This is a genomic window from Phytopseudomonas daroniae, assembly GCF_004327275.1.
GTDB lineage: Bacteria > Pseudomonadota > Gammaproteobacteria > Pseudomonadales > Pseudomonadaceae > Aquipseudomonas > Aquipseudomonas daroniae.
On record NZ_QJUJ01000001.1, the window covers coordinates 84,100 to 108,207 of the forward strand.

General features: G+C 62.3%; 25 protein-coding genes. 6 read left to right on the forward strand and 19 right to left on the reverse strand.

The window, feature by feature from the left end:
• Positions 1-57 precede the first annotated feature (57 nt).
• The 15 genes from DNK10_RS00495 to dinG form a co-directional block, all read right to left on the reverse strand.
• The gene (locus tag DNK10_RS00495) at positions 58-390 is read right to left on the reverse strand and encodes a Na+/H+ antiporter subunit G (protein ID WP_131190243.1); all 333 of its coding nucleotides are present in this window, start codon (positions 388-390) and stop codon (positions 58-60) included.
• A 13-nt stretch (positions 391-403) separates the two neighbouring features.
• Entirely contained in the window at positions 404-673 is a 270-nt protein-coding gene (locus tag DNK10_RS00500; RefSeq protein WP_131180761.1) for a K+/H+ antiporter subunit F, read from the reverse strand.
• Complete coding sequence (locus tag DNK10_RS00505; protein WP_131180762.1) at positions 658-1,161, reverse strand: Na+/H+ antiporter subunit E; 504 nt, start codon at positions 1,159-1,161, stop codon at positions 658-660. Before DNK10_RS00505 ends, DNK10_RS00500 begins: the two co-directional genes overlap by 16 nt.
• The gene (locus DNK10_RS00510; RefSeq protein ID WP_131190244.1) at positions 1,158-2,660 is read right to left on the reverse strand and encodes a monovalent cation/H+ antiporter subunit D; all 1,503 of its coding nucleotides are present in this window, start codon (positions 2,658-2,660) and stop codon (positions 1,158-1,160) included. Before DNK10_RS00510 ends, DNK10_RS00505 begins: the two co-directional genes overlap by 4 nt.
• Positions 2,660-2,986, reverse strand: a complete 327-nt coding sequence (locus DNK10_RS00515) for a Na+/H+ antiporter subunit C (protein ID WP_131180764.1) — start codon at positions 2,984-2,986, stop codon at positions 2,660-2,662. Before DNK10_RS00515 ends, DNK10_RS00510 begins: the two co-directional genes overlap by 1 nt.
• Positions 2,986-5,778 (reverse strand): monovalent cation/H+ antiporter subunit A, encoded by a 2,793-nt coding sequence (locus DNK10_RS00520; RefSeq protein WP_131190245.1) that lies wholly within the window; start codon positions 5,776-5,778, stop codon positions 2,986-2,988. The genes DNK10_RS00515 and DNK10_RS00520 overlap by 1 nt, the downstream gene beginning before the upstream one ends.
• Positions 5,779-6,262: 484 nt before the next feature.
• Positions 6,263-6,727, reverse strand: coding sequence for an outer membrane lipoprotein (locus DNK10_RS00525; RefSeq protein ID WP_131180766.1), 465 nt, complete (start codon positions 6,725-6,727; stop codon positions 6,263-6,265).
• 241 nt (positions 6,728-6,968) lie between these two features.
• The gene (locus tag DNK10_RS00530) at positions 6,969-8,111 is read right to left on the reverse strand and encodes a glycerate kinase (RefSeq protein ID WP_131190246.1); all 1,143 of its coding nucleotides are present in this window, start codon (positions 8,109-8,111) and stop codon (positions 6,969-6,971) included.
• Positions 8,112-8,165: 54 nt separating this feature from the next.
• A complete protein-coding gene (locus DNK10_RS00535) occupies positions 8,166-9,524 on the reverse strand; it encodes a GntP family permease (RefSeq protein ID WP_131180768.1) in 1,359 nt (452 codons plus the stop codon).
• A gap of 140 nt (positions 9,525-9,664) precedes the next feature.
• Complete coding sequence (locus DNK10_RS00540) at positions 9,665-10,774, reverse strand: sugar diacid recognition domain-containing protein (RefSeq protein WP_131190247.1); 1,110 nt, start codon at positions 10,772-10,774, stop codon at positions 9,665-9,667.
• A 95-nt stretch (positions 10,775-10,869) separates the two neighbouring features.
• The gene (gene pdxH, locus DNK10_RS00545) at positions 10,870-11,517 is read right to left on the reverse strand and encodes a pyridoxamine 5'-phosphate oxidase (RefSeq protein ID WP_131180770.1); all 648 of its coding nucleotides are present in this window, start codon (positions 11,515-11,517) and stop codon (positions 10,870-10,872) included.
• 48 nt (positions 11,518-11,565) lie between these two features.
• Positions 11,566-12,267, reverse strand: coding sequence for an OmpA family protein (locus DNK10_RS00550; protein ID WP_131180771.1), 702 nt, complete (start codon positions 12,265-12,267; stop codon positions 11,566-11,568).
• Positions 12,268-12,396: 129 nt separating this feature from the next.
• Positions 12,397-13,542, reverse strand: a complete 1,146-nt coding sequence (locus DNK10_RS00555) for a serine hydrolase domain-containing protein (RefSeq protein WP_131180772.1) — start codon at positions 13,540-13,542, stop codon at positions 12,397-12,399.
• Between the two features lie 47 nt (positions 13,543-13,589).
• On the reverse strand, positions 13,590-15,827 hold the full coding sequence (locus DNK10_RS00560; RefSeq protein ID WP_131190780.1) for a beta-agarase: 2,238 nt from the start codon (positions 15,825-15,827) through the stop codon (positions 13,590-13,592).
• 333 nt (positions 15,828-16,160) lie between these two features.
• Entirely contained in the window at positions 16,161-18,305 is a 2,145-nt protein-coding gene (gene dinG / locus DNK10_RS00565) for an ATP-dependent DNA helicase DinG (protein WP_131180773.1), read from the reverse strand.
• 267 nt (positions 18,306-18,572) lie between these two features.
• Between dinG and DNK10_RS00570 the strand changes: the two genes are divergently transcribed.
• Positions 18,573-19,037, forward strand: a complete 465-nt coding sequence (locus DNK10_RS00570; RefSeq protein ID WP_131180774.1) for a CopD family protein — start codon at positions 18,573-18,575, stop codon at positions 19,035-19,037.
• Positions 19,038-19,039: 2 nt separating this feature from the next.
• Here DNK10_RS00570 and DNK10_RS00575 read toward each other — a convergent pair whose 3' ends face one another.
• From DNK10_RS00575 to DNK10_RS26365, 3 genes are all read right to left on the reverse strand, one after another.
• Complete coding sequence (locus tag DNK10_RS00575) at positions 19,040-19,804, reverse strand: collagen-like protein (protein WP_131190248.1); 765 nt, start codon at positions 19,802-19,804, stop codon at positions 19,040-19,042.
• A complete protein-coding gene (locus DNK10_RS00580) occupies positions 19,797-20,183 on the reverse strand; it encodes a DUF1145 domain-containing protein (RefSeq protein WP_317621889.1) in 387 nt (128 codons plus the stop codon). Before DNK10_RS00580 ends, DNK10_RS00575 begins: the two co-directional genes overlap by 8 nt.
• A 65-nt stretch (positions 20,184-20,248) precedes the next feature.
• Positions 20,249-20,884 carry an OmpA family protein gene (locus tag DNK10_RS26365; RefSeq protein WP_131190249.1) on the reverse strand — a complete coding sequence of 212 codons (636 nt, stop codon included), beginning with the start codon at positions 20,882-20,884 and terminating at the stop codon, positions 20,249-20,251.
• Positions 20,885-21,047: 163 nt separating this feature from the next.
• Here DNK10_RS26365 and DNK10_RS00590 point away from each other — a divergent pair, with 163 nt between their 5' ends.
• The gene (locus DNK10_RS00590; protein WP_131180777.1) at positions 21,048-21,545 is read left to right on the forward strand and encodes a DUF6231 family protein; all 498 of its coding nucleotides are present in this window, start codon (positions 21,048-21,050) and stop codon (positions 21,543-21,545) included.
• 2 nt (positions 21,546-21,547) lie between these two features.
• Positions 21,548-22,030 carry a YchJ family protein gene (locus DNK10_RS00595; RefSeq protein WP_131180778.1) on the forward strand — a complete coding sequence of 161 codons (483 nt, stop codon included), beginning with the start codon at positions 21,548-21,550 and terminating at the stop codon, positions 22,028-22,030.
• 14 nt (positions 22,031-22,044) lie between these two features.
• Here the strand turns inward: DNK10_RS00595 and DNK10_RS00600 are convergent, their stop codons facing one another.
• On the reverse strand, positions 22,045-22,584 hold the full coding sequence (locus DNK10_RS00600; protein WP_131190250.1) for a hypothetical protein: 540 nt from the start codon (positions 22,582-22,584) through the stop codon (positions 22,045-22,047).
• Positions 22,585-22,795: 211 nt separating this feature from the next.
• Here DNK10_RS00600 and DNK10_RS00605 point away from each other — a divergent pair, with 211 nt between their 5' ends.
• Genes DNK10_RS00605 through DNK10_RS00615 form a run of 3 tightly spaced genes read left to right on the forward strand, consistent with a single transcriptional unit; the run spans position 22,796 to position 23,948 of the window.
• Positions 22,796-23,293, forward strand: coding sequence for an LEA/WHy family protein (locus tag DNK10_RS00605; protein WP_131180780.1), 498 nt, complete (start codon positions 22,796-22,798; stop codon positions 23,291-23,293).
• 6 nt (positions 23,294-23,299) lie between these two features.
• Positions 23,300-23,506 (forward strand): SEC-C metal-binding domain-containing protein, encoded by a 207-nt coding sequence (locus DNK10_RS00610; protein WP_131180781.1) that lies wholly within the window; start codon positions 23,300-23,302, stop codon positions 23,504-23,506.
• Positions 23,496-23,948 (forward strand): DUF2489 domain-containing protein, encoded by a 453-nt coding sequence (locus tag DNK10_RS00615; RefSeq protein WP_131180782.1) that lies wholly within the window; start codon positions 23,496-23,498, stop codon positions 23,946-23,948. The genes DNK10_RS00610 and DNK10_RS00615 overlap by 11 nt, the downstream gene beginning before the upstream one ends.
• Positions 23,949-24,108 lie beyond the last annotated feature (160 nt).

A 24,108-nucleotide genomic window follows, 5' to 3' on the forward strand; every position in this document is an offset into this window, starting at 1 on the left:
TATGGGCTGCGCAGCACCGCCGACAGGAACAGCCAGGCGCCAAACGACCAGCCCAGTTCAGGATTCCCAGGGCCGACCGCGGGTACGGCTCACCAACTTGACCTTCTGCTGCATCGCCGCCTTGGCGAGCATGTGGGCACTGACCGGGGCGGTGATGAACAGGAACAGGGTGATCAGCAGTTCGTGGAGGCTCAGCCCTTCTTCGTGACTGCCGAAGAAGATCATCGACGCCATGACCATGCTGCCTACGCCCAGGGTGGTGGCCTTGGTCGGGCCGTGCAAACGGGTGAAGAAGTCCGGCAGGCGGTACAGACCGATGGCGCCGATCAGGGCGAAAGAGCAGCCGGTGATCAGAAAAAACGCCACCAGTACTTCGATCCAAAATGGCATGGCAATACCCTCCTCAGTCGATGATTTCGCCGTGCAGCAGGTGCTTGCCCACCGCCACGGTACCGACGAACCCCATGACGGCGATCAGCAGCGCCGCCTCGAAAAACAGATCCGACTCGAGCCAGATACCGAACACCACAATCAACGCCAGGGCGTTGATGTACAGCGTATCCAGGGCCAGTACCCGATCCGGCATATCCGGGCCGCGCACCAGGCGGATCACGTTGAGCGCTACGGCGACGCCCATCAGCGCCATGCACAGGGGAATTACGTAGACGAGCATTCGAAAATCTCCATCAGCGGGGCTTCGTAGCGTGACTTGACCTCGGCGATCAGTGCCTCGCCATCAGCCACGTCCAGGCCGTGTAGCAGCAGGGTTTTATGATCGCTACTGAGACCGGATGACACGGTTCCCGGGGTCAGCGACACGATGCAGGCGAGTACCGAAAGCATGAATTCGTTCTCGATGGCCATGGGTACCTCGACGAATGCCGGCCGCAACCTGCTGGTCGGACCCAGCACCAATCGCGCCACATGCAGGTTGGCGATAACGATGTCCCAGAGCACCATCAGCATGTAGCGGCACAGCAGCAAAGGCCGACGCAGGCGTGGCACGTCAAGCATGAAACCACGGCACAGCAGGGCGATGCCCCAGCCGAGAAAAGCGCCCAGCAACAGATGACCAACGCTCGGTGCGTTGACCAGCAAAAGCCAGATCACCGTGAGCAGCACGGTGAGCATGGGATGGGGCAACCATCGGGATAGGCTCATGCATCACCTCCACGCACGATCTGCAGATAGCTATCGACATCCAGCAATTGCTGGGCGACGGCCTGGACGTACTCATGGATCGGCTGAGCAGCGATCACCAGCAGCGGCCCGCCAGCCAGCAGGCAGATGGCAGCCAGAGCGCGAATCCGGTCGAACTCGGCGGCCGGCGCCGGCTCACCGGTGCAGCGCCAGAACAGGGTGCTGCCAGCACGTACCAGGGCGATCACCACCCCCAGACCGCCGCACAGCACCACCGGCCATAGCACCAGCGCCTGCGTGCCGGTTTCCACCGAACGCAGCAGCATCAACTTGCCCAGAAACCCCGAGAACGGCGGTAAGCCGGCAACGGAAATGGCACCGATGAAGAACAACCCGCCGAGCAATTTCGGCTGTAGCAATTGCGGCCCCTTGCGCAGCCGCAAGCCAATATCGCCGCGCTGACGCGCCAGCAGGTCGGCGAGCAGGAACAGCCCGCCACACACCCAGGTGCTGTGCACCAGGTAGTAAAGCGCGGCACTCAGACTCTGCGCGGTACCGAGGGCTACGCCCGCCAGCAACGTACCAACCGAGACGATCACCAGATAACCGATCAGCCGGCCCAGGCTACGTGCAGCCAGGGCGCCAATCACACCGACTGCCAGGGTCAGTGCCGCCAGCGGCCACAACAGGTAGTCGATCAGATGGGCCAGCTCGCCTGCCTCGCTGCCGAAGACCAGGGTGAAAACGCGGATCACCGCATACAGCCCGACCTTGGTCATGATGGCGAATAGTGCGGCCACCGGTGCCGTGGCTGCCGCGTAGGCGTTGGGTAACCAGAAGTACAGCGGCAGGATCGCGCCTTTAAGGCCGAACACGATCAGCAGCAGGTATCCAGCAGCGGCGATCAGCGGCAGGCGATCGGCATCAGCCTCGGAAACTTTCAACGCCAGGTCGGCGATGTTCAGGGTGCCAAGAAGGCCGTAAAGAATGCCCACACCGATCAGGAAGAACGACGAGGCCACCAGGTTGAGCACCACGTAGTGCATGCCCGCCTTGATCCGCTTCGGGCCACCGCCATAGACCAGCAGCGAGTACGAGGCGATCAGCAGGATCTCGAAGAACACGAACAGGTTGAACAGATCGCCGGTAAGAAACGCACCGTTGATGCCGAGCAGCTGGAATTGCATCAGGGCGTGGAAGTTCGGCCCGCGCTCGTCGTCGCCGCGCACCGCATAGAGCATGGCGAAGCTTGCCAGCACGGCAGTCACCAGCAACATCAGCGCAGCCAGGCGATCGAGCAGCAGCACGATACCGAATGGTGCCTGCCAGTTGCCCAGGGCATACACCTGCAACACACCGGAATCCGCCTGCAGCACCAGCCAGGCGCTCAACGGCAGCAGTGCCCAGGTAGCCAGCAGGGAAATCCAGCGCTTGGCGCTCAGCGATAACTGCGAGCGAATCAGCAGCAGGCTGCCGGTAAACAGGGGTATCAGGATCGGCAGGATCAACGCGTGATTCATCAGCGCGGCTCCTCGCCATCGACATGGTCGGTTCGCAAGTCACCCAGCGCCCGCAGCGACAGCACCACGACGAAGGCCGTCATGGCGAAGCCGATGACGATGGCGGTGAGCACCAGTGCCTGGGGAATCGGATCACCGTACTCGGCGCTCTTGCCGATCACCGCCGGTACGCCGGTGCCCAGACGGCCCATGGCGAACAGGAACAGGTTGACCCCGTAGGAAATCAGGGTAAGCCCCATCACCACGGGATAAATGCGAGCTCGCATCAGCAGGTACACACCGCTGGCAGTCAGCACACCCAGCGTAATCGCGAATAGTGCTTCCATCAGAGTACCTCCTTGCTCGATTCGTCCTGACTGACGTGGCCGATGTTGGACAGGATCAACAGCGTGGAACCGACTACTGCCAGGTACACACCCAGGTCGAAGAACAGCGCGGTAGCCAGCTCGAACTCACCGATCAGCGGCAGGTGGAAATGGTCGAAGGCCGACGTCAGGAACGGCGCACCAAAGGTCATGCTGCCGAGGCCAGTGAGCCCGGCGATCATCACGCCGAGTCCGGCGATGCTGTGGAAACTCCAGGGCATACGCCGCTGCGTCCATTCGACCCCATGAGCCACGTATTGCAGGATCAGGGCAATGGCGGTGATCAGGCCGGCAATGAAGCCGCCGCCTGGCAGGTTGTGCCCGCGCAGGAAGATGAAAGCCGACACCAGCAGCGCCATCGGCAGCAGCACCCGTGCAATGTTGTCGAGGATCATCGGGTGGCTGTCGCGCGACCAGGGTTTGCCGTTCGGGTCGGTGAGCGGGTGCGGCAGATGCAGCCCGGCGAGCAAGCCGTAGATACCTACCGCTGCGATCGCCAGCACGCTGATTTCTCCCAGGGTATCGAAGCCGCGAAAATCGACCAGAATCACGTTGACCACATTGGTACCACCGCCACCACTGACGCTGTTCTCGAGGAAGAACGAGGCGATGCTGTCGTAGGGGCGGGTCATGACCGCGTAGGCCAGCAGCGAGACGGCGATACCGCAACCGCCAGCCAACAGGACATCACGCAGGCCGCGCAGGCTGCTCGACTCCATCGGCGTGCGATCCGGCATGAAGAACAGCGCCAGCACCAGCAGGATGATGGTCACCACCTCGACCGACAGCTGGGTCAGGGCCAGATCCGGCGCGGAATAGCGAGCGAACGCCAGCGCCACCATCAGCCCGGCGCAGCTCAGTGTCATCAGCGCCTTGAGGCGGTTGCGGTGGAACACCACCGTGAGCACGGCCATCACGCACAGCACCAGCATACCGAGCACGGTGATGCCATCGAGCGGCGACAGCGGCACGTTGCCGCCCAGCGAATCCATCGACGACAGCGCAATGGTGATCAGCACCAGGGCGCTGACCAGCAGCAGTGCCACGTAACGCTGCTGGGAGCCGCTTTCGAGCAGCCTGGTGATCCAGCGAGCGCTCTTCACCAAACGGCTGTTGAGCAGCTCGAACATCTCCTTGGCATCCACCTCCGGCATGCCGTTATACCAGCGGAACAGCGGCTCGCGGCAGGCATAGACGATGATCCCGCCGACCAGGGCGATCACGCTCATGCCCAACGGCAGGTTGAAACCGTGCCAGATCGACAGGCTGTAATAAGGCACCTCACCACCCAGCGTCGCCGAGGCCGCCGAGGCCAGCAGCGGCGCCACGGTGTAGGCCGGCAACATGCCCACCAGCAGGCAGAGGAAGACCAGAACTTCCACCGGAATCTTCATGTAGCGCGGCGGCTCATGAGGCGGATACTTGGGCAGATCCTTCGGCTCGCCGTTGAAGAACACGTCGTGGATGAAACGCAGCGAATAGGCGACCGAGAACACCCCGGCCAGTGTGGCGGCCGCGGGAATCATCCAGCTGAAGATACCGAGCAGATTCTGATTGAGCGTCTCGGTGAAGAACATTTCCTTGCTCAGGAAGCCGTTCAGCAGCGGCACCCCGGCCATCGCCGACGCCGCCACCATGGCCAGTACGGCGGTGTGCGGCATGTACTTCCAGAGCCCGGCGATACGCCGCATGTCGCGGCTACCGGTTTCATGGTCGATGATGCCGGCGGCCATGAACAGCGAGGCCTTGAACGTCGCATGGTTGATGATGTGGAACACCGCTGCGACCGAGGACAGATCGGTATTCAGGCCGAACAGCAGGGTAATCAGCCCGAGGTGGCTGATGGTCGAGTAGGCCAGCAACCCCTTGAGGTCGTGCTGGAACAACGCCATGCCGGCACCGAACAACAGGGTCGCCATACCGGTCATGCTGACCAGATAGAACCACCACTCGGTACCCGCCAACGCCGGGTAAAAGCGCGCCAGCAGGAACACGCCGGCTTTGACCATGGTCGCCGAATGCAGATAGGCCGACACCGGCGTAGGCGCCGACATGGCCTGGGGCAACCAGAAATGAAAGGGGAATTGCGCAGACTTGGTGAAGACACCCAGCAGGATCAGGATCAGGGTAATCGGGTACAGGGCGTGACTACGGATCACATCGCCAGCCACCAGCACCTGGCTCAGCTCGAAACTGCCGACGATGTTGCCGAGCAGCAGAATTCCCGCCAGCAGCGCCAGGCCACCACCGCCGGTGACGGTCAGTGCCATGCGCGATCCGCGACGCGCATCCGAGCTGCCGCTCCAGAAGCCGATCAGCAGGAACGACGACAGGCTGGTCAGCTCCCAGAACACCAGCATCAGCAGCATGTTTTCCGAGAGCACCACGCCCAGCATGGCCCCCATGAACAACAGCAGGTAGGCGAAGAAACGCCCCATCGGCTCCTGCTTGCTCAGGTAATAGCGGGCGTAGAGGATCACCAGCAAGCCAATGCCGAGGATCATCAAGGCGAACAGGAAACCGAGCCCGTCCAGGCGCAGGCTCAGATCCAGGCCGAGATCCGACAGCCACGGATAGCGGACGATCTGCACCTCGCCAGCGAACACCGCTGGCTGCTGCAGCCACAACAGGATCAGCGCAGCCGCCGGCCCCAGCGCAGCCGCCAGCGCACAGAGCGAGCGCCCCATGCGGTCAGCCAGCAACGGCAGAAAGATGCCTAGAAATGGTAAGGCGATGATCAGCGCAAGCGCCATACACTAAACCCCTTGTACAAGCCCGTCATGCAGCCAGACGGCCAGTTAGTGTGTGCCAGAATACCGGGTGCGTAGCGCCCGGCCGATCCCTGCGATGGTGTGCGTGATGCCAACCCGGCAGGCGGAAAAACCACCTGTAGCAGCCCGACTCGGAGCATGTCGAGTCAGTTTCGATCAAGTATCCGCATATCTTGCGGTCGCTCTAACTGACTGGCGAATACCCCAGGCGTTCGACTTGTTTTTCTGGTCGTAGACCTTGGGGCGTTCTGAGCGAGAAGCACCCTCGATTATGCTTAACTATCGACTGCGCGTCATGGATAGAATTATTACTAAAACTATCTCCAACTCATCTCCTGCAAACAAAACCGAGCGCTCTAGGCTGGCCTTCACAGCGAATCACAGCCATGAAAAAGGCCGGGGCAGCAAGCTGATCCGGCCTTCGTACAGCAACACAAACAGAGCTCCGGGCGCTGTCAGCGGAGCATCAGTGAGTCACACGGCTGGTACCGTTGACGGTCATGATGCGCACCCGCTCACCGACGCGAAAGACCTGATTTTCCTCTACAGCCTGCACATAGGCACGCATGCTGCCGTCATCTTCACGCACGGTGATTTCAACGCCTTGAGTCCGCGTGATGCCTTCCTCGGCTGCAGCGCCCAGCAAACCACCGGCTACCGCACCGATCACCGCCGCCACGGCCGAGCCACGACCGCCACCGACACCACTACCCGCTACACCGCCGATCACCGCACCAGCACCGCCACCGATTGGTGTCTTGGTACCTTCGATCTTCACCGGACGCAGGGATTCGATGGTGCCCATGCGCACGGTCTGCACGGCACGCGCTTCATCGCGCGAATAGCTGTCGCCGGTCAGGCTCGATGCACAGCCGCCGAGGGTGAGAGTCGCTGCGGCAAACAGGACAACGAAAATACCAGGTTTATGCATGACGATTCTCCAGACTGGACTGATAACGCTATGACAGCACGGTCGCCAGGAAGCTCACTGTGATTGCCGATAAATTACGGCACTCGTTCAGCAGCGGTACAGGGGGGCGACACAGCCAACATCCTCATTCGCTGCAGTATAGACAGCGGCCAGTCATCATTGTCACCGCCCTGACACAGTGCATACAAGGCCCAAGCGCACAGTATCGAGCCATGCGCAAGATCACCTTGCGGCGCCGCGATCAGTTGCGTGCAGCCTGCGCCAGGCGCCAGAATCTGGCGAGGTCGGCAGCACGCGCTTCCAGCTCCTGCGCCGCATGCGTGCAGGCATGCTCCAGGCTGATCGGCCCGGGAGCCAGGCTGAAAGAGGCTTCGATACCGGCCTCGCGCACCTGCTGATATCCCTCGCCGAGGCTACCGGCCAGGGCAATCACCGGAACGCCTTGAACCTGTGCCACCCGAGCTACGCCGACCGGGGTTTTGCCATGCAGGCTCTGGGCATCCAGCCGCCCTTCCCCGGTGATCACCAGATCGGCGCCAGTGACCGCCTCCGCGAGCCCGGACAACTCGGCGACCAGCTCGATACCCGGACGAAAGCGGGCGCCGAAAAAGGCCTTGGCCGCAAAGCCCAGCCCGCCAGCAGCACCAACCCCGGGAAAGGTGCTGAAGTCTTCGCCCAGTGCTTCGCCGACCACTTCGGCCAGACGCGCAAGCGCGGCGTCCAGTTCCTTGACCTGCTCCGGGCTGGCGCCCTTCTGCGGGCCGAAGATCGCCGAGGCGCCACGCGGTCCACACAAGGGATTATCGACATCCGCGGCTACCTCGACCTGCACGTCTTGCAGGCGCGTATCGAGCCCCTCCAGGTCGACCTTGTGCAGCGCGGCCAAGGCAGCGCCACCGGGGCGCAATTCATTACCATCAACATCGAGAAAACGCGCGCCCAGGGCCTGCAGCAGACCGCAGCCACCATCGTTGGTAGCACTGCCACCGAGCCCTAGAATGATCCGCGTGGAACCGGCATCCAGCGCCGCCCGAATCAACTCTCCGGTGCCGTAACTGCTGGTCACCCGGGCATCACGCTGCGCGCTCGGCACCCAGTGCAGACCGCTGGCTGCCGCCATCTCGATTACTGCAGTGCCATCGCCCAACCAGCCCCAGTGGGCCTGTACCGGCGTAGCCAAGGGGCCTTGCACACTCAGTTCACGACGCTCACCGCCAGTCGCCGCGAGCACGGCATCCACCGTGCCCTCGCCGCCGTCGGCCATGGGGCACAACGCGATCTCGGCATCCGGGTAAACGGCGAGCCAGCCGCGGGCAATCGCCTGGGCAACGTCGGGCGCACTCAGGCTCTCCTTGAACGAATCAGGAGCGATGACGATTTTCATGGAAAGACCTCGATAGCAGCGGGACGCCACGAAGGCGTCCCGTAATACGGCGGATTACAGCAGCACCAGACTCAGCAGCCACACGGTGGTGATACCGACCAAGCCCTGGATCAGGGTGGCCATGGTCTGCGCACGGTAAGCAACGGCTACCGGCATGCGGCTGAACTGGGTAACCACCCAGAAGAAACTGTCGTTGGCGTGGGATACGGTCATACCACCGGCACCGATGGCCATCACGGTCAGTACGCGCCCCATCTCGCTATCCAACCCTAATTGGCCCAGGAGTGGCGCAACCATCGCCGAGGTGGTGACCAACGCAACAGTGGTGGAACCTTGGGCCGTTTTCAGAGCAGCAGCTACCAGAAACGGCATAAACAACCCAACGCCCAGTGCCGACAGGGTCGTACCCAGGTAGTTGCCCAGAGGGGTCGCACTGAGCACTGCACCGAATGCACCACCAGCACCAGTGATCAAAATGATAGGCGCGGCGGAGACGATGCCCTCGGAAACGCGGTCATGTAGATTCTGCCGCTTGCCTTTGCCCTTGAGCAGGGTACAGGCCAGCACCAGGCCCACCAGCAACGCCATGACTGGATGCCCCAGAAAGCCCAATACGCTGAGCAGTGCACCGTCACCCAGGGGCTTACTCGGGAATACGGCGATGGAACCCAGGCAGATCAGCAGAATCGGCACGAAAATAGGTGCAAAGGCCTGTGTGGCGCTCGGCAGCGTGCCGTATTTGGCCCTGAGGGTTGCGAAATCTTCATCTGCCGGCAGTGGCGTACCGTTATCTTCAAGGACGATGTCCTTGCCGATGAAGCGGTTGGCCCAGAACATACCAGCCAATGCCGTGACCAGCGCGACAACCAGGCCCACTGCGATCACCAGCCCCAGACTCGAACCCAACCCGAGGTTGCCAGCGGCGGCGATCGGCCCAGGGGTTGGCGGGACAAAGGTGTGGGTGGCATACAGACCCGTAGCCAGCGCCACACTCATGGCCACCACCGACACTTTCATGCGCGCGGCCAATGCATTTTTCAGCGAGTTGAGGATGACATAACCGGAGTCGCAGAACACCGGAATAGATACCAGGTAGCCAATGATCGACATAGTCAGCGTAGGAAAGCGCTCACCGAGCAGCTTGATCACGGTCTCCGCCATGGTGATGGCGGCACCACTGCGCTCGAGAATCACACCGATGATGGTACCGAGCACGATCACGATACCGATGTTGCCCAGGATGCCGCCAAAGCCGGTGGCGATGGTCTTGAGAATGTCCTGATGGGGCAGTTGGTAGGCAAAACCAGCGATCAGGGCAGCAGCTAATAATGCGAGAAAGGGGTGCAACTTGAGACGGGTGGTCGAGAGCACGATGAACGCGATCAATGCGACCAGGATCAGAACCAGAGCCATGCCGGTGTCCTCATTGTTGTTATGGTGGGTGCCACTGCTGCGCATTGTCACTCAGCGGCATGCGATGACACCCTGTTCACTCGCACAACCAACAGCGCAAACCACACGGCAGTTACTGTGCAAGCGCAACATGGGGATAGTTATCCGTTTGGCTCTATCAGCCCCAACCCCAGAGAAAGCTGCACTCGGCGATCCAGACGCGTCAGCTCCACACCGCTGAGTTCGGCGATGCGTTCCAGACGATAGCGCAAGGTATTGCGGTGAATGCCCAGGGCCGCGGCACAGCTCTGCACCTGACCGTCATGGGCACACCAGGCTTCCAGGGTTTCCCGCAGCACACCGTTGCCGTCCTGGGCCAGCACCTGCTTCAGCGGTGCCAGCCAGCCTTGCAGCAACCAGCTGTTACGCTGAGCGTAGAGCAAGGTCGGCAGGCGATGCTCCTCCAGCGACACCAGGCGCTGCGATGGGTAGCTCGCCCGTGCGAAGGCCTGCAGATCGCGTAACGCCAGGCAGGCCTGACGCAATTGCCCGAGAGACTGTACCGGATCGCTGACCAGCAAGCGGGCCACACCCCAGCCGCGCTCATCCGCACTTTCCAGCCAGTGGGCATCACCACGGCCTGCAGTCAGCGGCCTGCACCAGAGCAGCTCGCGCATGCCCAGTGGCGCACACAGGTGCTCGCTCTTGCCAGTCAAGACGCCGAGCAGACGCGCCTGCTGCGCCAGCGGCTCGCCCTGCTCCTGCAATTCCAGCAGACACACCTGACGTGGCCAGGCGAGCGCCAGGCCTTGGCGCTCGGCATCCGCCGCCAGCGTGCTAAGTGCAACCGCAGGGTCGAACAACTGGCGCAGCCAGGCGTCCAGCTGATGCCGCTGCCAATGCCGCTCGGCTTGCAACTGGCGCTGTTCGACCAGCATTTCCGCTGCCATGCGCACCAGCTCGGCATAGGGACGCACCACCTCGGGCGCACCGGTAATACCCAGCACACCGATCAGGTCGTCGTCATGCAACAACGGCAGGTTGACCCCGGGGCGCACGCCACGCAGACAGGTCGCGGCCTGCTCGTCGATTTCCACCACGCGGCGGTTGGCCAGCACCAGTTGCGCGCCTTCATGACGGGTATGCAGGCGCGCCGGATCGCCGCTGCCGATGATCATGCCCTGGGCGTCCATCACGTTGATGTTATACGGCAGAATGGCCATGGCTCGATCAACGATGTGCTGGGCCAGGGTGGAGTCGAGTTCGAGCATTGCGCGGCCTCCGGAAAGGAAGCCGCCATTGTAGGCAGAATGAAGGAGGCGGCGACATGCCATGCGCCGCATCGGCGGCGAGGCATGCGGGCGACTCAGGGTGCCAGGCGCTGACGCAACCAGGCCTCGTCAGCGCGGCGATAATCGAGGCGATCGTGCAGGCGGCTGGAACGGCCTTGCCAGAACTCGATGCGCTCGGGTAGCAGACGATAACCGCCCCAATGCGGTGGACACTCGGGCGCGTGGTCGGCAAAACGCCGTTCGGTCTGTGCCAGCAGTCCTTCCAGCTCGCCGCGATCACGGATCACCCGGCTCTGTGGCGAGGCCCAGGCCCCCAGGCGACTGCCCAGCGGGCGTACCTGGAAGTAGGCATCGGACTCGGCCACTGAAACCCGCTCCACTCGCCCCTCGATGCGCACCTGGCGCTCGAGGGTCGGCCAGAAGAAAGTCATCGCCGCGAAGGGATTGGCCTGCAGCTGCTCGCCTTTGGCGCTCTGATAATTGCTGAAGAAGGTGAAACCCTGTTCATCCAGCCCCTTGAGCAGCAGCACACGGCAGTGCGGACGACCATCGGCATCGACGGTCGCCAGGCTCATGGCGTTGGGCTCTACGGGAAGTTGCTCGGTTTTCACCGCATCGGCGAACCAGCGTCTGAACAGGGCGAAAGGCTCCAGCGGAGCCTGATCCTCGCTCAACCCGTCACGGGTGTAGTCACGGCGCATATCGGCCAGGGTCTGGGTCATGAGAGTGCTCTCGGAGGCGACAAAGACCCTAGCTTAACGGCGTAGCTCTTATTTGGCTTGATCTGCGGCAACCACTTTCTTGGCGTCGGCCAGTTTGGTAGCACCCTTGCCAACAGGCTTGTCGGCGACGGCAACAGCGCTGGCCTCTACGGCGGCAGCCGGGGCTGGCTGGCTATATTGGGCGATCAGCGCCCTCAGGGTGTCCTGACGGGTCAGCATGATTTCCACCCGGCGATTCAGCTCACGGCCATTGGCACTGTCGTTGGCGGCGCGCGGCATATCCGGGCCCATGCCCTTGACCAGCAGGCGATCCTGCTTGAGGCCGCTGAGGCGGAAGATGGCGGTAAAAGCGCGGGCTCGCTCGTGGCTCAGCTCGCGATTGGTTTCCAGTGCGCCGCTGCTGTCCGCATGACCCAATACCAGAACACCGACCTTGTTGTCTTTTTCCAGCACCTTGGCAACGCGGGTGATCGGACCGAGGGTGACCGGTAACAACATGCTCGGACGATCCGGGTTGAACGAACCCTTGACCGGCGCAGTGACGATCAGCAGGTTCTCGCGACGCTCCATTTCGAAATTGCTGTCCTTGATCGCCTCACGCAGCAGCGGCTCGTATTCATCCAACCAGGCCTGGGTAACCTCCGGCGGCGGCATCAACGCCGAATTGGGGTCTTCCTTCTTCTCGAACAGGGAGCAACCTGTCAACAGTACGCAAAGCGCCAGTGCGCAAGTCTTCTTGTAGGAAAGCATCGGTCATCCACATCTAATCGGTCGAAGTCACCCGGGTAACCCGGAGTCAGAAGCAAAGAATCCGCTCACCACCTGCTGCGTGAAAAACAGGCTCTAAAACCATACTGCGCAATAGTTTAGCCGCGATTCTTAAAAACACTCGCATAAGATACCTGCAAGTTTCTGTGCCCGCGGATCCATTAAGACGAACGGCCCCAGGTTATTCGTAACGAAACCCACGGCCACGTCACGCTGCGGGTCGGCAAAACCGGTGGAACCTCCCGCACCGGGGTGGCCAAAGGCCCCCGGCCCCATGCCGTAAGTGGCATTGGCCACGGCAGGCTGATCGAGCATGCAGCCGAGGCCGAAACGCGTCGAGGTCAATAGCGTCCTGTCCTCACCGACACTGTGCTCACGGGTGAGTTCAGCCAGCAGCTCGCTGTCGAGCAGGCTACCATCGAGCAAGCCGCTGTAGAAACCGGCAAGGCTGCGGGCATTTCCATGGCCATTGGCGGCAGGCTGCTGCATGCGTCGCCACTCAGGCTTGTTGGTGCTGGTCATGATCGAAGGCGGATTGGCGAACGCTCGGGTGGTCAGGGCCTGGGCGTCACTCATCATGGTCTTGAGCAGGCGCTGGGCCGCCGCATCGCCAACATTGCCCTTGCCACGACTGATGGTCGCCACACGGTGGAATTCTGCATCGTCAAGGCCGACATGGAAATCCAACCCCAGTGGTTTGGCGGTGCGTGCAACTATCGATTCACCCGGGCCACGACCCTCGATGCGCCGTAGCAACTCGCCAACCAGCCAGCCGAAGGTGATCGGCGCATAGCCATGCCCATCGCCGAGCGCCCACCAGGGTGCCTCTGCCGCCAGCGCGGTGGTCATGGTCTGCCAGTCATAGAGGGCTTCGGCCGGCAAGCTCTCACGTATCGCCGGCAGACCAGCCTGGTGGCTGAGCAGATGGCGCAAAGTGATGCGCTCCTTGCCCGCTGCTGCGAACTCCGGCCAGTAGCGAGCCACGGGCGCATCCAGCTCCAGCTTACCCTCTGCTACCAGTTGCAACGCCGTGACGGCGGTGAAGGGCTTGGTGCAGGAAAACAGGTTGAGGATGGTATCGCTGTGCCAGGCCTGCTGGCCGTCCTTGTCGGCGATACCGGCCCAGATATCCACCACGGTTTCGCCGCCGACCTGCACGCAGAGCGCAGCACCGCGCTCCTGGGGATCGTCGAAGAGTGCGGCAAAGGCGTCTTTCACCGCTTCGAACTTGAGGTCGAAGTAACCCTGAATCTGCACAAGCTGCTCCTGCGAGGGAGACGCCAGACGCTGCTGGCGCTCGATGGTTAAGGTTTTGCCGCTGCGGCTGGTTCAAGCTCGGCTGCAGCGTCTTTGCCCGGCACTGCCTCGGGCTGCGGTTCCTTGGCTGCCTCCTTGAGCAGCAGAGGCGGCACGCTCAGGTTGGCCTTACGCACCGCTTTGACGAAAGCGTCCCACGGTCTGTCGGTGATCGCCACCAGCCCCAGGTGACCGTTCTCGCCATCGAGCAGGCGCCCGGTTACCGGCTGATCGAGGTACTGGAACCAGTGCACACCGACGATCTGCGGCTCTTCCAGAGCCTTTGCCAGGAAGTGCGCATAGGCCGGGCCGCGCTCTTCTTCCTTGTACACCTCGGCCACGCCCCCCCAGAACGGGCCGCGATCACGGGAGCCGAAATGGAACTCGGTGACCAACAGTGGCTTGTCCAGCTTGCGCAGGGCTTCGAAATCGTAACCGTGCTGCGGTTCACGGGTGTAGAAGTTGAAGCTCAGCACGTCGCAATACTCGGCGCAGGCTTCCACCGCCTCGGGAATGCTGGCGGAGAAACGACCACCGAGCAGCAGATGGTTCGGCGTGTGCCAGTCGAGAGAATCGGCGATGGTCTTGAAATAGGTATCGGCGAACAGACGCAGGAAACGCTTCATATCGCTTTCGATGGCCGGGTAAGCCGGGTTGATCGGCGGTGCCTGGAAGCCCGGATCCTCCATCAGTTCCCAGGCTTCCAGCTCGATGCCCCAGGCCTTGGACAGACCTTCCTGGTTGCGGTACTTGTCGCGCAATTGCTTGAGGAAAGCGCGTTTGGCCGGCACGTCGGTGGTCAGTCGCAGGGTCGCGTAGGCCAGGGTGTAGCGCGACAGCGGGTCTTCAGCCGGGCCGGCCCAGGCCAGTTCGTTGTCGGCGTAGTAGCCGATCACCCACGGATCGTCACGATGATCGCGGGTCGCGATGGCAATGGCGCGCTCGGCGGCCATGGCGAAACGCGGATCGAAGGGGTCGGGCATACCGCCCCACCAGTCGATGCCAGTGCTGATGGTGGCGTAGTCACCATGAATGGACAGCGGAATGCTGTAAGGCATGCGTTTGTCGACGGCGAAATCGCTTTCGCTCCAGTTACCCAGAGTATTGAAACCCCAGGCCTGTAGGCGATCTTGCGCACGATCGCGCCATACTTGCGGCTCCTGGGAGCCGTAGGTGCGCTGCAGGTTGGCACTGTAGAAGTCATACCAGCGGCCACTGGCGAAGGCGCGGCCGCGGTTGGCGCCGGTGTCGGCCTGGTTGTCGCTGCTGCCGTAGAAAGCAGCCAGCGGTTCACCCTCGACGGGCAGCGCACTGAACATCTTCTCACGGCCTTCGATATAGGTCTGGCTCTGCGCACCGGTCACGGTGTTCACACCCAGAGAATAGAAGGGGTTGCCCTCAGGGGTGATCAGGAACCAGCGCCCTGCCCGCTTTTCGGTACGGAAAAAGCCACTGGCCTCGAAGGACGAGCCACCGATCCAGCCGCCGTAATTGTCCTGCTTGGGCCGTTCGGCCTGCCAGGCGTGCAGTTGCTTGTCTTCCTGGGCAACGCCGTGGCGTAGCTGCTCATCGTTCTTGACCTTACCCGGCCAATCGCGGCGGGTGAACTGGCCATAGGTATCGACGATGCCACGGTAGGCTTCTTCCAGATCGGCGCTGCCACGCACACCGAAGCGCCCCAGCAGCAGATGCTGAGCGGCTTGAGGGTTGGGAATCGAGAGCGTCACGGCAGTGACGTCAAGCGGATCGACCTCACCGTTCACGGTTTCCGCCAACAGCAGCAGGCGGCCGTCGTAACGCCAGGGCATCACGGCCCCGGCACGCATGCCCTGGGCACGCGGCGAAGTGGCGCCCAGCGGCACCAGCAGCGTCTGCGCGGGCCCGGCTGGCAGTGCGACCTGGGTAGTCAGGCGTTTGCCGTCAGCACTTTCGATGGTCACATCGACGGTCAGCGCCCAGTCCATGGCATTCTGCACGCGCAGGCTCATGGCGCTCGACGCCGACCAGTCCCAGCTACCGCTCTGCGGCTTCAGGCGCAAGATCGGGCGTTCGCCCGGACTGAAGGTGGCGCGGCGCAGGATTTCGCCCTGCGCGGCACTTTCCGCCGTGACGCTAGGCAGGTAGGCGCCATCGCCAGTAATCTGCACGGCATCCAGCGGTCGCACGAAGTTGAACAGTTCCTGGCGATCCGCGGCACTGCCCATGGCGGGCAGACCGAGCAACGCGACCAGCGCCAGGCGCCCCATTGCCAGAGAGTGTCGAAGACGGGCTGCAGCGATGCACAATGACAGTGCTTTGGAAACCAGCCCCTCGGTGGATGCGTGCGCGTCGCATTGCCCCGAACGGTCGGCCGACAGCAGCCAGGTGTTGACCTTCAAGGCCCCTTCTCCCCGCAATTCGACGAATATGAATGGCCCGCAACAGTCCCGTCACGCGCCCTTTGCCACGCATCACGCGCGAAGCCGCAATAGTGCGCCAGATGGGGGCTCGACCGCAAAGCCCGCATGTCGTTTAAGGAGCGCTTCGACGCCTGTTGTCAACGCAGCGGAACCGGGGTCTGAAGGCTCGCAGAACGGCGCTCAGGAGATTTCCCGGCGAAACGGTGGCAGCGCATTGAGAATCGCCTTGCCGTAACGCTGGGTAACCACCCGCCGATCCAGCAGGGTGATGGTGCCGCGATCCGCTTCGGTGCGCAGCAGACGCCCGCACGCCTGAACCAGGCGCAGCGAGGCGTCAGGCACGGAGATCTCCATGAACGGATTGCCGCCACGGGCTTCGATCCACTCTGCCAGGGCGGCCTCTACGGGGTCATCCGGTACGGCGAAGGGAATCTTGGCGATCACCACGTGCTCGCAGTAGGCGCCAGGCAGGTCGACACCCTCGGCGAAACTGGCAAGGCCGAACAACACGCTTTCCTCGCCACTGTCGACCCGTGCCTTGTGCTTGTTGAGGGTTTCCTGCTTGGACAGATTGCCCTGGATGAACACCCGCTTGCGCCAGTCGCGCTCCAGGCCATCGAACACGTCCTGCATCTGCCGGCGCGAAGAAAACAGCACCAGCGTGCCCCGCGACCCCTGCACCAGCCCCGGCAACTCGCGAATGATCGCCGCAGTGTGCTCAGCGGCGTTGCGTGGGTCGGCCTTCAGATCCGGCACCCGCAACACGCCGGCGTCGGCATGATGGAAGGGGCTCGGCACTACCGCAGTAACGGCCACCTTCGGCAGCCCGGCACGCATACGGTAGCGGTCGAAGGTTCCCAGGGCGGTCAGCGTCGCCGAAGTCACCAGGGCACCATAGGCCACGTTCCACAAATTGCGCCGCAGGGTCTCGGCGGCGAGAATCGGGCTGGCATTGACCTCGATATCGAACAACGCGCCACTCTCGGCAAGAGTCAGCCAGCGCGCCATCGGCGGGCTGTCTTCCGGGTCTTCGCTGGTAAAGGCCAGCCACAGTTCCCAGGTGCCCTGAGCCCGCGCCAGCAGACTGCCGAACAGCGGGTACCACTCTTCGGCCTGATGGCTGGCGATGCCGATACTGGTCTCACCGTCCATGGCTTCCTTGAGCTTTTCGGTCACACCGGTGAACAGATCGGTGAGTTTGGAAAAGCCCTTCTTGAGTTCCAGCCCCAGCTCGATCAGATGCTCGGGTACCACGCCACCGATAAAACGATGGCGCGGTCGCTCGCGGCCCTCCATGTCCTCGCCCGGTTTGAAGTCGGCAACCTGCTCACAGGCGCTGAACATGAACTGCTGATGGGTCTTGAGCTCGCGCGCCAGCTCCGGCACCTGCTCGATCAGCCGACCGAGATCGCCAGGCAGGGGATGCTGGGCCAGAAGCTTGCTAAGGTTCTTGGCGATCTGCTCCAGCCAGTCGGCGGTGGAGCGCAGCCGGGTGAAGTGGGCGAAATGGCCGATGGCCTTGTCCGGCAGATGGTGGCCTTCGTCGAACACATAAAGTGTGTCGCGCGGATCGGGCAGCACCGCGCCGCCGCCAAGGGCGAGATCCGCCAGCACCATATCGTGGTTGGTGACGATCACGTCGACCTTGCCCATGCCTTCACGCGCCTTGTAGAAGGCGCACTGTCCAAAGTTCGGGCAGTGCCGGCTGGTGCACTGGCTGTGATCGGTGGTCAGTTGCGCCCAGCGGCTGTCTTCCAGTTCCTGGGGCCAGCTGTCACGGTCACCGTCCCATTTATTACCGGCGAGTTTCTCGATCATGCTGGTGAAGAGCTTCTGTCCCTCCTCGTCCACGTCGATACGAAAGCCTTCTTCCTCGAACAACTGAGCGGTGGAACTCTGCGCCTGACCTTCCTGCAACAGCACGTCAAGCTTGGACAGACACATGTAGCGCCCGCGGCCCTTGGCCAGCGCGAAGCTGAAACTGAGGCCACTATTGCGCATCAGATCCGGCAAATCCTTGTGCACGATCTGCTCTTGCAGGGCCACGGTGGCCGTGGCGATCACCAGGCGCTTACCCGCCGCCTTGGCGATAGGGATGGCCGCCATGCTGTAAGCCACCGTCTTGCCGGTACCGGTGCCAGCCTCCACCGCAACCACAGCAGGTTCGCCCAGGCGGCGCTCCTCGTCGTCGGTCTTGATGGTACCAAGCACCTTGGCTATTTCAGCGATCATCAGGCGCTGCCCATAGCGCGGCTTGAGCCCCTTGGACTCGAGAAAACGGGAATAGGCGCCCTGGATCTGGGATTTGAGTTCGGTACTGAGCATGAAGAACTTAGGCTAAAAAGGCTGGATATATTTTCAGTGTTTGCAAACGGCCGCTATCATAACGCGCCAATCGCCTGCGCGCTGACTCGCTTGCCGAAACCGGATGAAGAGCAGCGCCTGGCCAGACTTTCTGAAACCTGATCAGCGCATTGCGCAGCCGTGAGGACGGCGAAGAAATGGAGTTCACGAACCGGCTCGTCCCGCCGGGGAGGCACAGGTGTGCACCAACCAACGCAGCATGATCAGGTCTGTAACCGGAGTGTGTGAATGCAACCTTATTCCCTCGTCTACACCCTGCACCTGCTCGCCGCGCTGATCTGGGTCGGCGGCATGTTCTTCGCCTGGATGGTGCTGCGGCCTGCGGCAACGAGCACGCTGCAGGCCCCTGAACGGCTGACGCTGTGGCTGGACGTGTTTCGCCGCTTCTTTGTCTGGGTGTGGGTCGCCGTTCTGCTGCTGCCGATCAGCGGGGTCGGCATGCTACATATGGGCTTCAGCGGGTTCGATGGCGCACCGCGCTACGTGCACGTGATGATGGCTCTGTACCTGGCGATGCTGGCGCTGTTCCTGCGCATCCAGGCCTTGCAGCTACCGGCTTTGCGCCGCGCTGTGGACGCTCAGGACTGGCCGGCCGGAGGCGCCGTGCTGGGCCATATCCGCCGGCTGGTCGCAATCAACCTGTTGCTGGGGCTGGCGGTAGTGGCGATCGCGGCAGCCCGCCCCAGTCTCTAGAATCAGAAACGCACCACGTCCAGCCGCCCGTCATGCCCGGCCACACCGGGTTGCCCGGCCAGGCCGGGCTGGCCATCGCGAGCACCGCTGGTGCTGTAGATCCAGCAGCCCTTGCTCGCGCCACCAGAACCCGCACTACCAGCGGCGCCGGCCGGGCCGCCCGCACCGCCTTCGAGCCGGGTCTGCAAACGGTCGACGGGGAAATCCGCCGGGACTTCCAGGCGCACCTGGCCACCCGGCGCACCAGGATGACCATCGGTGCCGTTCTGACCATCATGGCCTGCGCTGGCCTGACCCCAGGCGCAACCAGCGCTTTTGCCGTCGGCGCCGTCCAGCCCGGCATAGCCAGGAGCGCCACGACCACCGCGGGCATCGAGCAGCCACTGATCGGTCGTCACCGCCTGCAGGCGGATGACCAGCGTGCGCCCGGGTATCGCCGCACGCTGCGCAGTACCCGGTGCGCCCGGTGCACTGATCTGCGCGCCGGAAGCGATCTCGCCGGAGCCAATGTCCAGATGCAGGCTTTCGTTGGACGGTGCGATGGCGATCTGCGCGTTATGCCCCAGGTACAGCTCGTCAATGCGTAACTCGCTCACACCCACGGGAATCAGCAAGGTGCCGTTATCGGCAACCGCCAGACGATTCAGTTGCAGCACGCTACCCTGCGCAGGCAGACGCATGAAATGATGGGAGTCGACTTCAATGATTGCCTCGGCCACCGCCAGCAAGGGGCAACACAACGCAGCCAGCAGTATCAGCTTACGCATGTGCGACCTCCTCGACGTTCACCTGCCGAGGCGCCGCGACAGCGTCTGGGAGTGTCCAGATATGGAAAATGCCAAAGGCCAGAACCTGAGCCCGTGCGACAGCAGATCGAGGCTGCGCGCGAAGAACACCGTTGAACAGCGCCAGTTCGACGAGATGCAGCGCCAGCACGGCAACGCCAGCGAGCATCAGCAACTGGTCGAAAGGGTGAGCGTATGGGTTGATCAGATTGGCAAGCACGACGCACCAGAACAGTGTCGCCAGCAGTTTGCCCAGTCCCGCGATAGTCTTCATTCCCCGCCCCGACCACTTATGATTTTGCGGCACATTACTGCGTTTGCGGGTTGGGAAACCAGAGGGTGGAACGAAAACGATGCCCATTGCGTGACACCGTGCTCCTGACCGGCGCTGGGCCGGCCAGGATTCTCACGAACTTCGAGGCTGGCTTATGGCCGAGCTTCGACTTCCGCTTCCACGCGACGGTTGATCGCACGGCCTTCTTCAGTGGCGTTGTCGGCAACCGGACGGCTCTCACCATAGCCGACTGCGTTCACGCGGGTATCGCCGACACCGTACTGGTTGACCAGGACTTCACGCACGGCATTCGCGCGGCGCTCGGACAGGGCCTGGTTGTAGGCATCAGTACCAACGGAGTCGGTATGGCCTTCAACCACGGTAGTGGTCTGCGGGTACTGTTTCATGAAATCGGCCAGGCTCTGGATATCACCGTAGCTTTCCTGCTTGACCTGGGACTTGTCGAAGTCGAATTTCACATCGAGTTCGACACGCACCGCTTCGGCGACCGGCTCAGGAGCGACCGGCTCTTCAACGATGGTTTCTTCGACCAACACCAGCTCTTCCTGACCGTCGGCGCCGTGTACCCAGCAGTAGGCGGCAGCAAAGCCCGCGCCGATTACCGCACCGCCACCGGCCCAAGCCGAGCTTTCGATGGCACCTAGCGCAGCACCACCGACGCCACCTACCGCGGCACAGGTTGGCCAGTCGGATTTCTGGACACCAGCACACCCCGTCAGAAAGGTGGACGCAATGATCAGGGGTACCGCTTTCCTTGTAATACTCATATGCAAGTCTCCTAATGGGAATCGGCGCAAAAACCGACACTCTGGATTAAAGACGCCCGTTTTAAAATCTGCCAGACAGCTTTACGACAGCCGAGCAGAACGAACAGTTCTAGTTGATTGCATCCGTGCGCGGTAGTCTTTTGTGATTCCTTCGAGGTTTTCGATGAGCCACATCACTTCTAGCCGTACGCCACAACAATCGTTGGCAGCTCTACTTCAACGTTATGCACCCAAACGCCTGCTGTTGATCGGCGAAAGCGAGCAGCCTGCGATAAATGCCTTTCGACAGGCACATCCACAGAGCCTGATCGCCCATGCCGCCACGGGCAACCTGCCGCCAGAGCTGGCCGGGCAACGTTTCGATCTCGCCATCGTGGTCGATTGCCTGGAGCACATGCCCAAACGCGATGGCCTACAATTGCTCGGTGGCATACGCAATTTGAATGCCAGCCGCATGGCCGTGCTGGTCGATCTGCAGGCCAGTGGCTGGAAAGACACCGACTTCTTCGCTCTCGCCCTGCACGTCAGCGAGCGCTTCGCACGGGATGAGCAGGTACTCAGCCTGTTCACCTACGATCTGCTGGAATACAAACAGGCCCCCGACTGGCTGAACGCCAAGTTCTGGGCCAATCCGGAAAACTTCGGCAAATACTGGTGGTAAGGATGGCAACCGAAGCCTCGCAGACTGGCTGCCCTTGCGGCAGCGGCGACTCCCTGCCGGACTGCTGCGGCCGTTATCACGACGGCACGCCGGCCCCCTGCGCCCAGAGCCTGATGCGCTCGCGTTACAGCGCTTATGTACTCGGCAACATCGATTATCTGCTGGCGACCTCGCTGCCGGCGCAGCAGGCGAAGCTGGATGTCGAAGGCATCCGCGCCTGGAGCCTGCAGAGCACCTGGCTGGGCCTCGAGGTCGAGCACTCCGAATTGCTAGGTGGCCAGCCCGAACATGCGCGAGTCACCTTCATCGCCCGCTGGCATGACGAAGCCGGCGAGCACAGCCACCGCGAGTGCTCCGCTTTCGTGCAGAACCAGGGTCGCTGGTATTTCATCGACCCTACGGTGGGCCTGCAGGCCGGGCGCAACGATCCCTGCCCTTGTGCCAGCGGCCAGAAGTTCAAGAAGTGCTGCGCCGGCTATCTATAAGCGGACGGCTGACCTTACACCAGCTTGAGATGCGAGGTATCGGGAGCCGGTGCGGCAGGCCGAGCCTTCACCTGGCCCATGTCGCTGCCCACCGGGGCCAGGCTGAACTGCGACAGATCCAGTGCAGGCTCGGGCGCTTGGGGCGCGGTATCCTGTAGATCTTCGCCCAGCGCAGCGACACCGAAATCCGGTGCATCGACATCGGCGAAGGCCGCCATGTACTCGTCACGCGGCGCCACCTGCAGGCGACCTTGGGGCTGACTGGCAGCCTGGCTGACGGGTTCGGCAGGTGGTGGCGCCAGTTCGATCTCTTCGATGATTTCCGGCTCCGTGTCGACCACCTCGACACGTGCCCCGGCGCGCTCCAGGGTGCTGCGGTACTTCTCGGCAGCGGCCTCGTCCAGATTGTTCTTGATCACCACACGACGCCCGGAAAACAACTGGGCGATCCGCTGGGCATCTGCCTGGAACAGCTTGGCCAGATTGGCCTGCACCGTTTCCAACTGAGCGCCGGGCACCAGCTCACCGGAAAATGCGATTTCATATCGAGCCATCACCACGCTCCTTTTCGTCATCTCGTATCGCCATTTTGGCCACAGCAATAAAACCTAAATGCATGCAGGCCAGTATGACGCAGCTTTTTGCGAGCACACGAGAGTTCGTCGGCATTTCCTCGCAGCAAAAGGGCTTGCGATGAAATGACAACTAGGCCCTAGGGCAGCAAAGCCGTCTCTTGTTACACTGAGGCCTCGAACGGAGTATGAAATGTTTTCTCAGGCGCAAATGATAAGAACTCTTAGCCTAACGGTATTTCTTGGCCTGTACTCGGCATTGAGCGGTTGCTCGACCTGGCTTTCGGACAATTTCGAAGATCCCGATGTCCGCCTCGTGGATGTCAACGTGGTGCGGGCCAAACTGCTGGAGCAGCGCTTCGTCCTGCGCTTTCGTATCGACAATCCCAACAACGTCAGCCTGCCCGTGCGTGGTCTCAACTACGTGGTGCATCTCAATGACGTGAAGCTGGCCGAGGGTGAGTCGGAAGTCTGGTTCACCGTGCCCGCCAATGGTCATATCGAATTCGACGTTCCCGTGCGTACCAACCTGTGGCGCCACGTTCGTCAGGTGGTCAAATTGCTGGAACAGCCGGATCAGCCCATCAGCTACCGCCTGCAGGGCGAAGTGAAAACCGGATTATTCTTCGGTCGCCGCGTGCACATGGCACGCAATGGCGAGATAATTCCCGGTGAATATCTTCCGGAGTAACCTCGCATGACCCAGCAACCCCATGTCCATGGCCCCGACTGCAACCACGATCATGAACATGATCATGGCCACGACCATCACGGCCATGTGCACGGCCCGCATTGCAACCACGCACCTCAGGAGCCGGTACGCAACACCCTGAAGGACATTGGTCGCAACGACCCTTGCCCGTGCGGTAGCGAGAAGAAATTCAAGAAGTGCCATGGAGCCTGATCACCTGCTGATCCTGCTCGCGACCCTCACTGTCGTCGCCCTGGCTCTGTACGCCGCCCATCTGTGGCGTCAGGTCTGGGCCAGGCAGCGTCGGCAGGCCGAGGCTCGCCATGCGCAGCGCCAGCGTCTGCACGACGATTTACGGGTATTGGCCAGCTGTCTGCTCGACGGTCAGGTGCCACTGATCGAAGGCGCGATCCGCATCAAGGTACTGCTCGACAACTACGACAGTGGGTTGAGCCTTACTCCTCAGACCCAGATTTTTCAGCAGTTGTACCAAGCGACCGCTCACGTGCCCACCCATGCCGACTGGAAAGCCCTGAGCCGGGCCGAACGCCGCCAGCACGAGGAGCGGTTCACCGAGCTGACCCAGGCCCACGACCGGCAGGCCCGAGAGGCTGCTCGCTGGCTGCTCGACGAAGGACTGGCCACCCGGCCATAGGCCCTGCGTCGTCCCATTTGCCGCGCCACTTGCCAGGCGCCATGCCGCTCTCTACCTTTAGCGCCATTCGCGCCCGGGCACTCGCCCACCACCGCCATTTTCCGCTAGGAGTCCGCCGCATGCTGCCGCGCGCTTTCCGTTCTCTCGCTACCCTGAGCCT

Excerpts from the sequence above, each read along its gene's own strand:
- DNK10_RS00580 (WP_317621889.1), bottom strand. The coding sequence starts at position 20,183 with ATGGGCATCGTTTTCGTTCCACCCTCTGGTTTCCCAACCCGCAAACGC.
- DNK10_RS00525 (WP_131180766.1), bottom strand. The coding sequence starts at position 6,727 with ATGCATAAACCTGGTATTTTCGTTGTCCTGTTTGCCGCAGCGACTCTC.
- DNK10_RS00500 (WP_131180761.1), bottom strand. The coding sequence starts at position 673 with ATGCTCGTCTACGTAATTCCCCTGTGCATGGCGCTGATGGGCGTCGCC.
- DNK10_RS00515 (WP_131180764.1), bottom strand. The coding sequence starts at position 2,986 with ATGGAAGCACTATTCGCGATTACGCTGGGTGTGCTGACTGCCAGCGGT.
- DNK10_RS00550 (WP_131180771.1), bottom strand. The coding sequence starts at position 12,267 with ATGCTTTCCTACAAGAAGACTTGCGCACTGGCGCTTTGCGTACTGTTG.
- DNK10_RS26365 (WP_131190249.1), bottom strand. The coding sequence starts at position 20,884 with ATGAGTATTACAAGGAAAGCGGTACCCCTGATCATTGCGTCCACCTTT.
- dinG (WP_131180773.1), bottom strand. The coding sequence starts at position 18,305 with ATGCTCAGTACCGAACTCAAATCCCAGATCCAGGGCGCCTATTCCCGT.
- DNK10_RS00495 (WP_131190243.1), bottom strand. The coding sequence starts at position 390 with ATGCCATTTTGGATCGAAGTACTGGTGGCGTTTTTTCTGATCACCGGC.
- DNK10_RS00615 (WP_131180782.1), top strand. The coding sequence starts at position 23,496 with ATGGAGCCTGATCACCTGCTGATCCTGCTCGCGACCCTCACTGTCGTC.
- DNK10_RS00520 (WP_131190245.1), bottom strand. The coding sequence starts at position 5,778 with ATGGCGCTTGCGCTGATCATCGCCTTACCATTTCTAGGCATCTTTCTG.
- DNK10_RS00575 (WP_131190248.1), bottom strand. The coding sequence starts at position 19,804 with ATGCGTAAGCTGATACTGCTGGCTGCGTTGTGTTGCCCCTTGCTGGCG.
- DNK10_RS00605 (WP_131180780.1), top strand. The coding sequence starts at position 22,796 with ATGTTTTCTCAGGCGCAAATGATAAGAACTCTTAGCCTAACGGTATTT.
- DNK10_RS00560 (WP_131190780.1), bottom strand. The coding sequence starts at position 15,827 with ATGGGGCGCCTGGCGCTGGTCGCGTTGCTCGGTCTGCCCGCCATGGGC.
- DNK10_RS00540 (WP_131190247.1), bottom strand. The coding sequence starts at position 10,774 with ATGCTCGAACTCGACTCCACCCTGGCCCAGCACATCGTTGATCGAGCC.
- DNK10_RS00510 (WP_131190244.1), bottom strand. The coding sequence starts at position 2,660 with ATGAATCACGCGTTGATCCTGCCGATCCTGATACCCCTGTTTACCGGC.
- DNK10_RS00595 (WP_131180778.1), top strand. The coding sequence starts at position 21,548 with ATGGCAACCGAAGCCTCGCAGACTGGCTGCCCTTGCGGCAGCGGCGAC.
- DNK10_RS00610 (WP_131180781.1), top strand. The coding sequence starts at position 23,300 with ATGACCCAGCAACCCCATGTCCATGGCCCCGACTGCAACCACGATCAT.
- DNK10_RS00535 (WP_131180768.1), bottom strand. The coding sequence starts at position 9,524 with ATGGCTCTGGTTCTGATCCTGGTCGCATTGATCGCGTTCATCGTGCTC.
- DNK10_RS00600 (WP_131190250.1), bottom strand. The coding sequence starts at position 22,584 with ATGGCTCGATATGAAATCGCATTTTCCGGTGAGCTGGTGCCCGGCGCT.
- DNK10_RS00590 (WP_131180777.1), top strand. The coding sequence starts at position 21,048 with ATGAGCCACATCACTTCTAGCCGTACGCCACAACAATCGTTGGCAGCT.
- DNK10_RS00570 (WP_131180774.1), top strand. The coding sequence starts at position 18,573 with ATGCAACCTTATTCCCTCGTCTACACCCTGCACCTGCTCGCCGCGCTG.
- pdxH (WP_131180770.1), bottom strand. The coding sequence starts at position 11,517 with ATGACCCAGACCCTGGCCGATATGCGCCGTGACTACACCCGTGACGGG.
- DNK10_RS00530 (WP_131190246.1), bottom strand. The coding sequence starts at position 8,111 with ATGAAAATCGTCATCGCTCCTGATTCGTTCAAGGAGAGCCTGAGTGCG.
- DNK10_RS00505 (WP_131180762.1), bottom strand. The coding sequence starts at position 1,161 with ATGAGCCTATCCCGATGGTTGCCCCATCCCATGCTCACCGTGCTGCTC.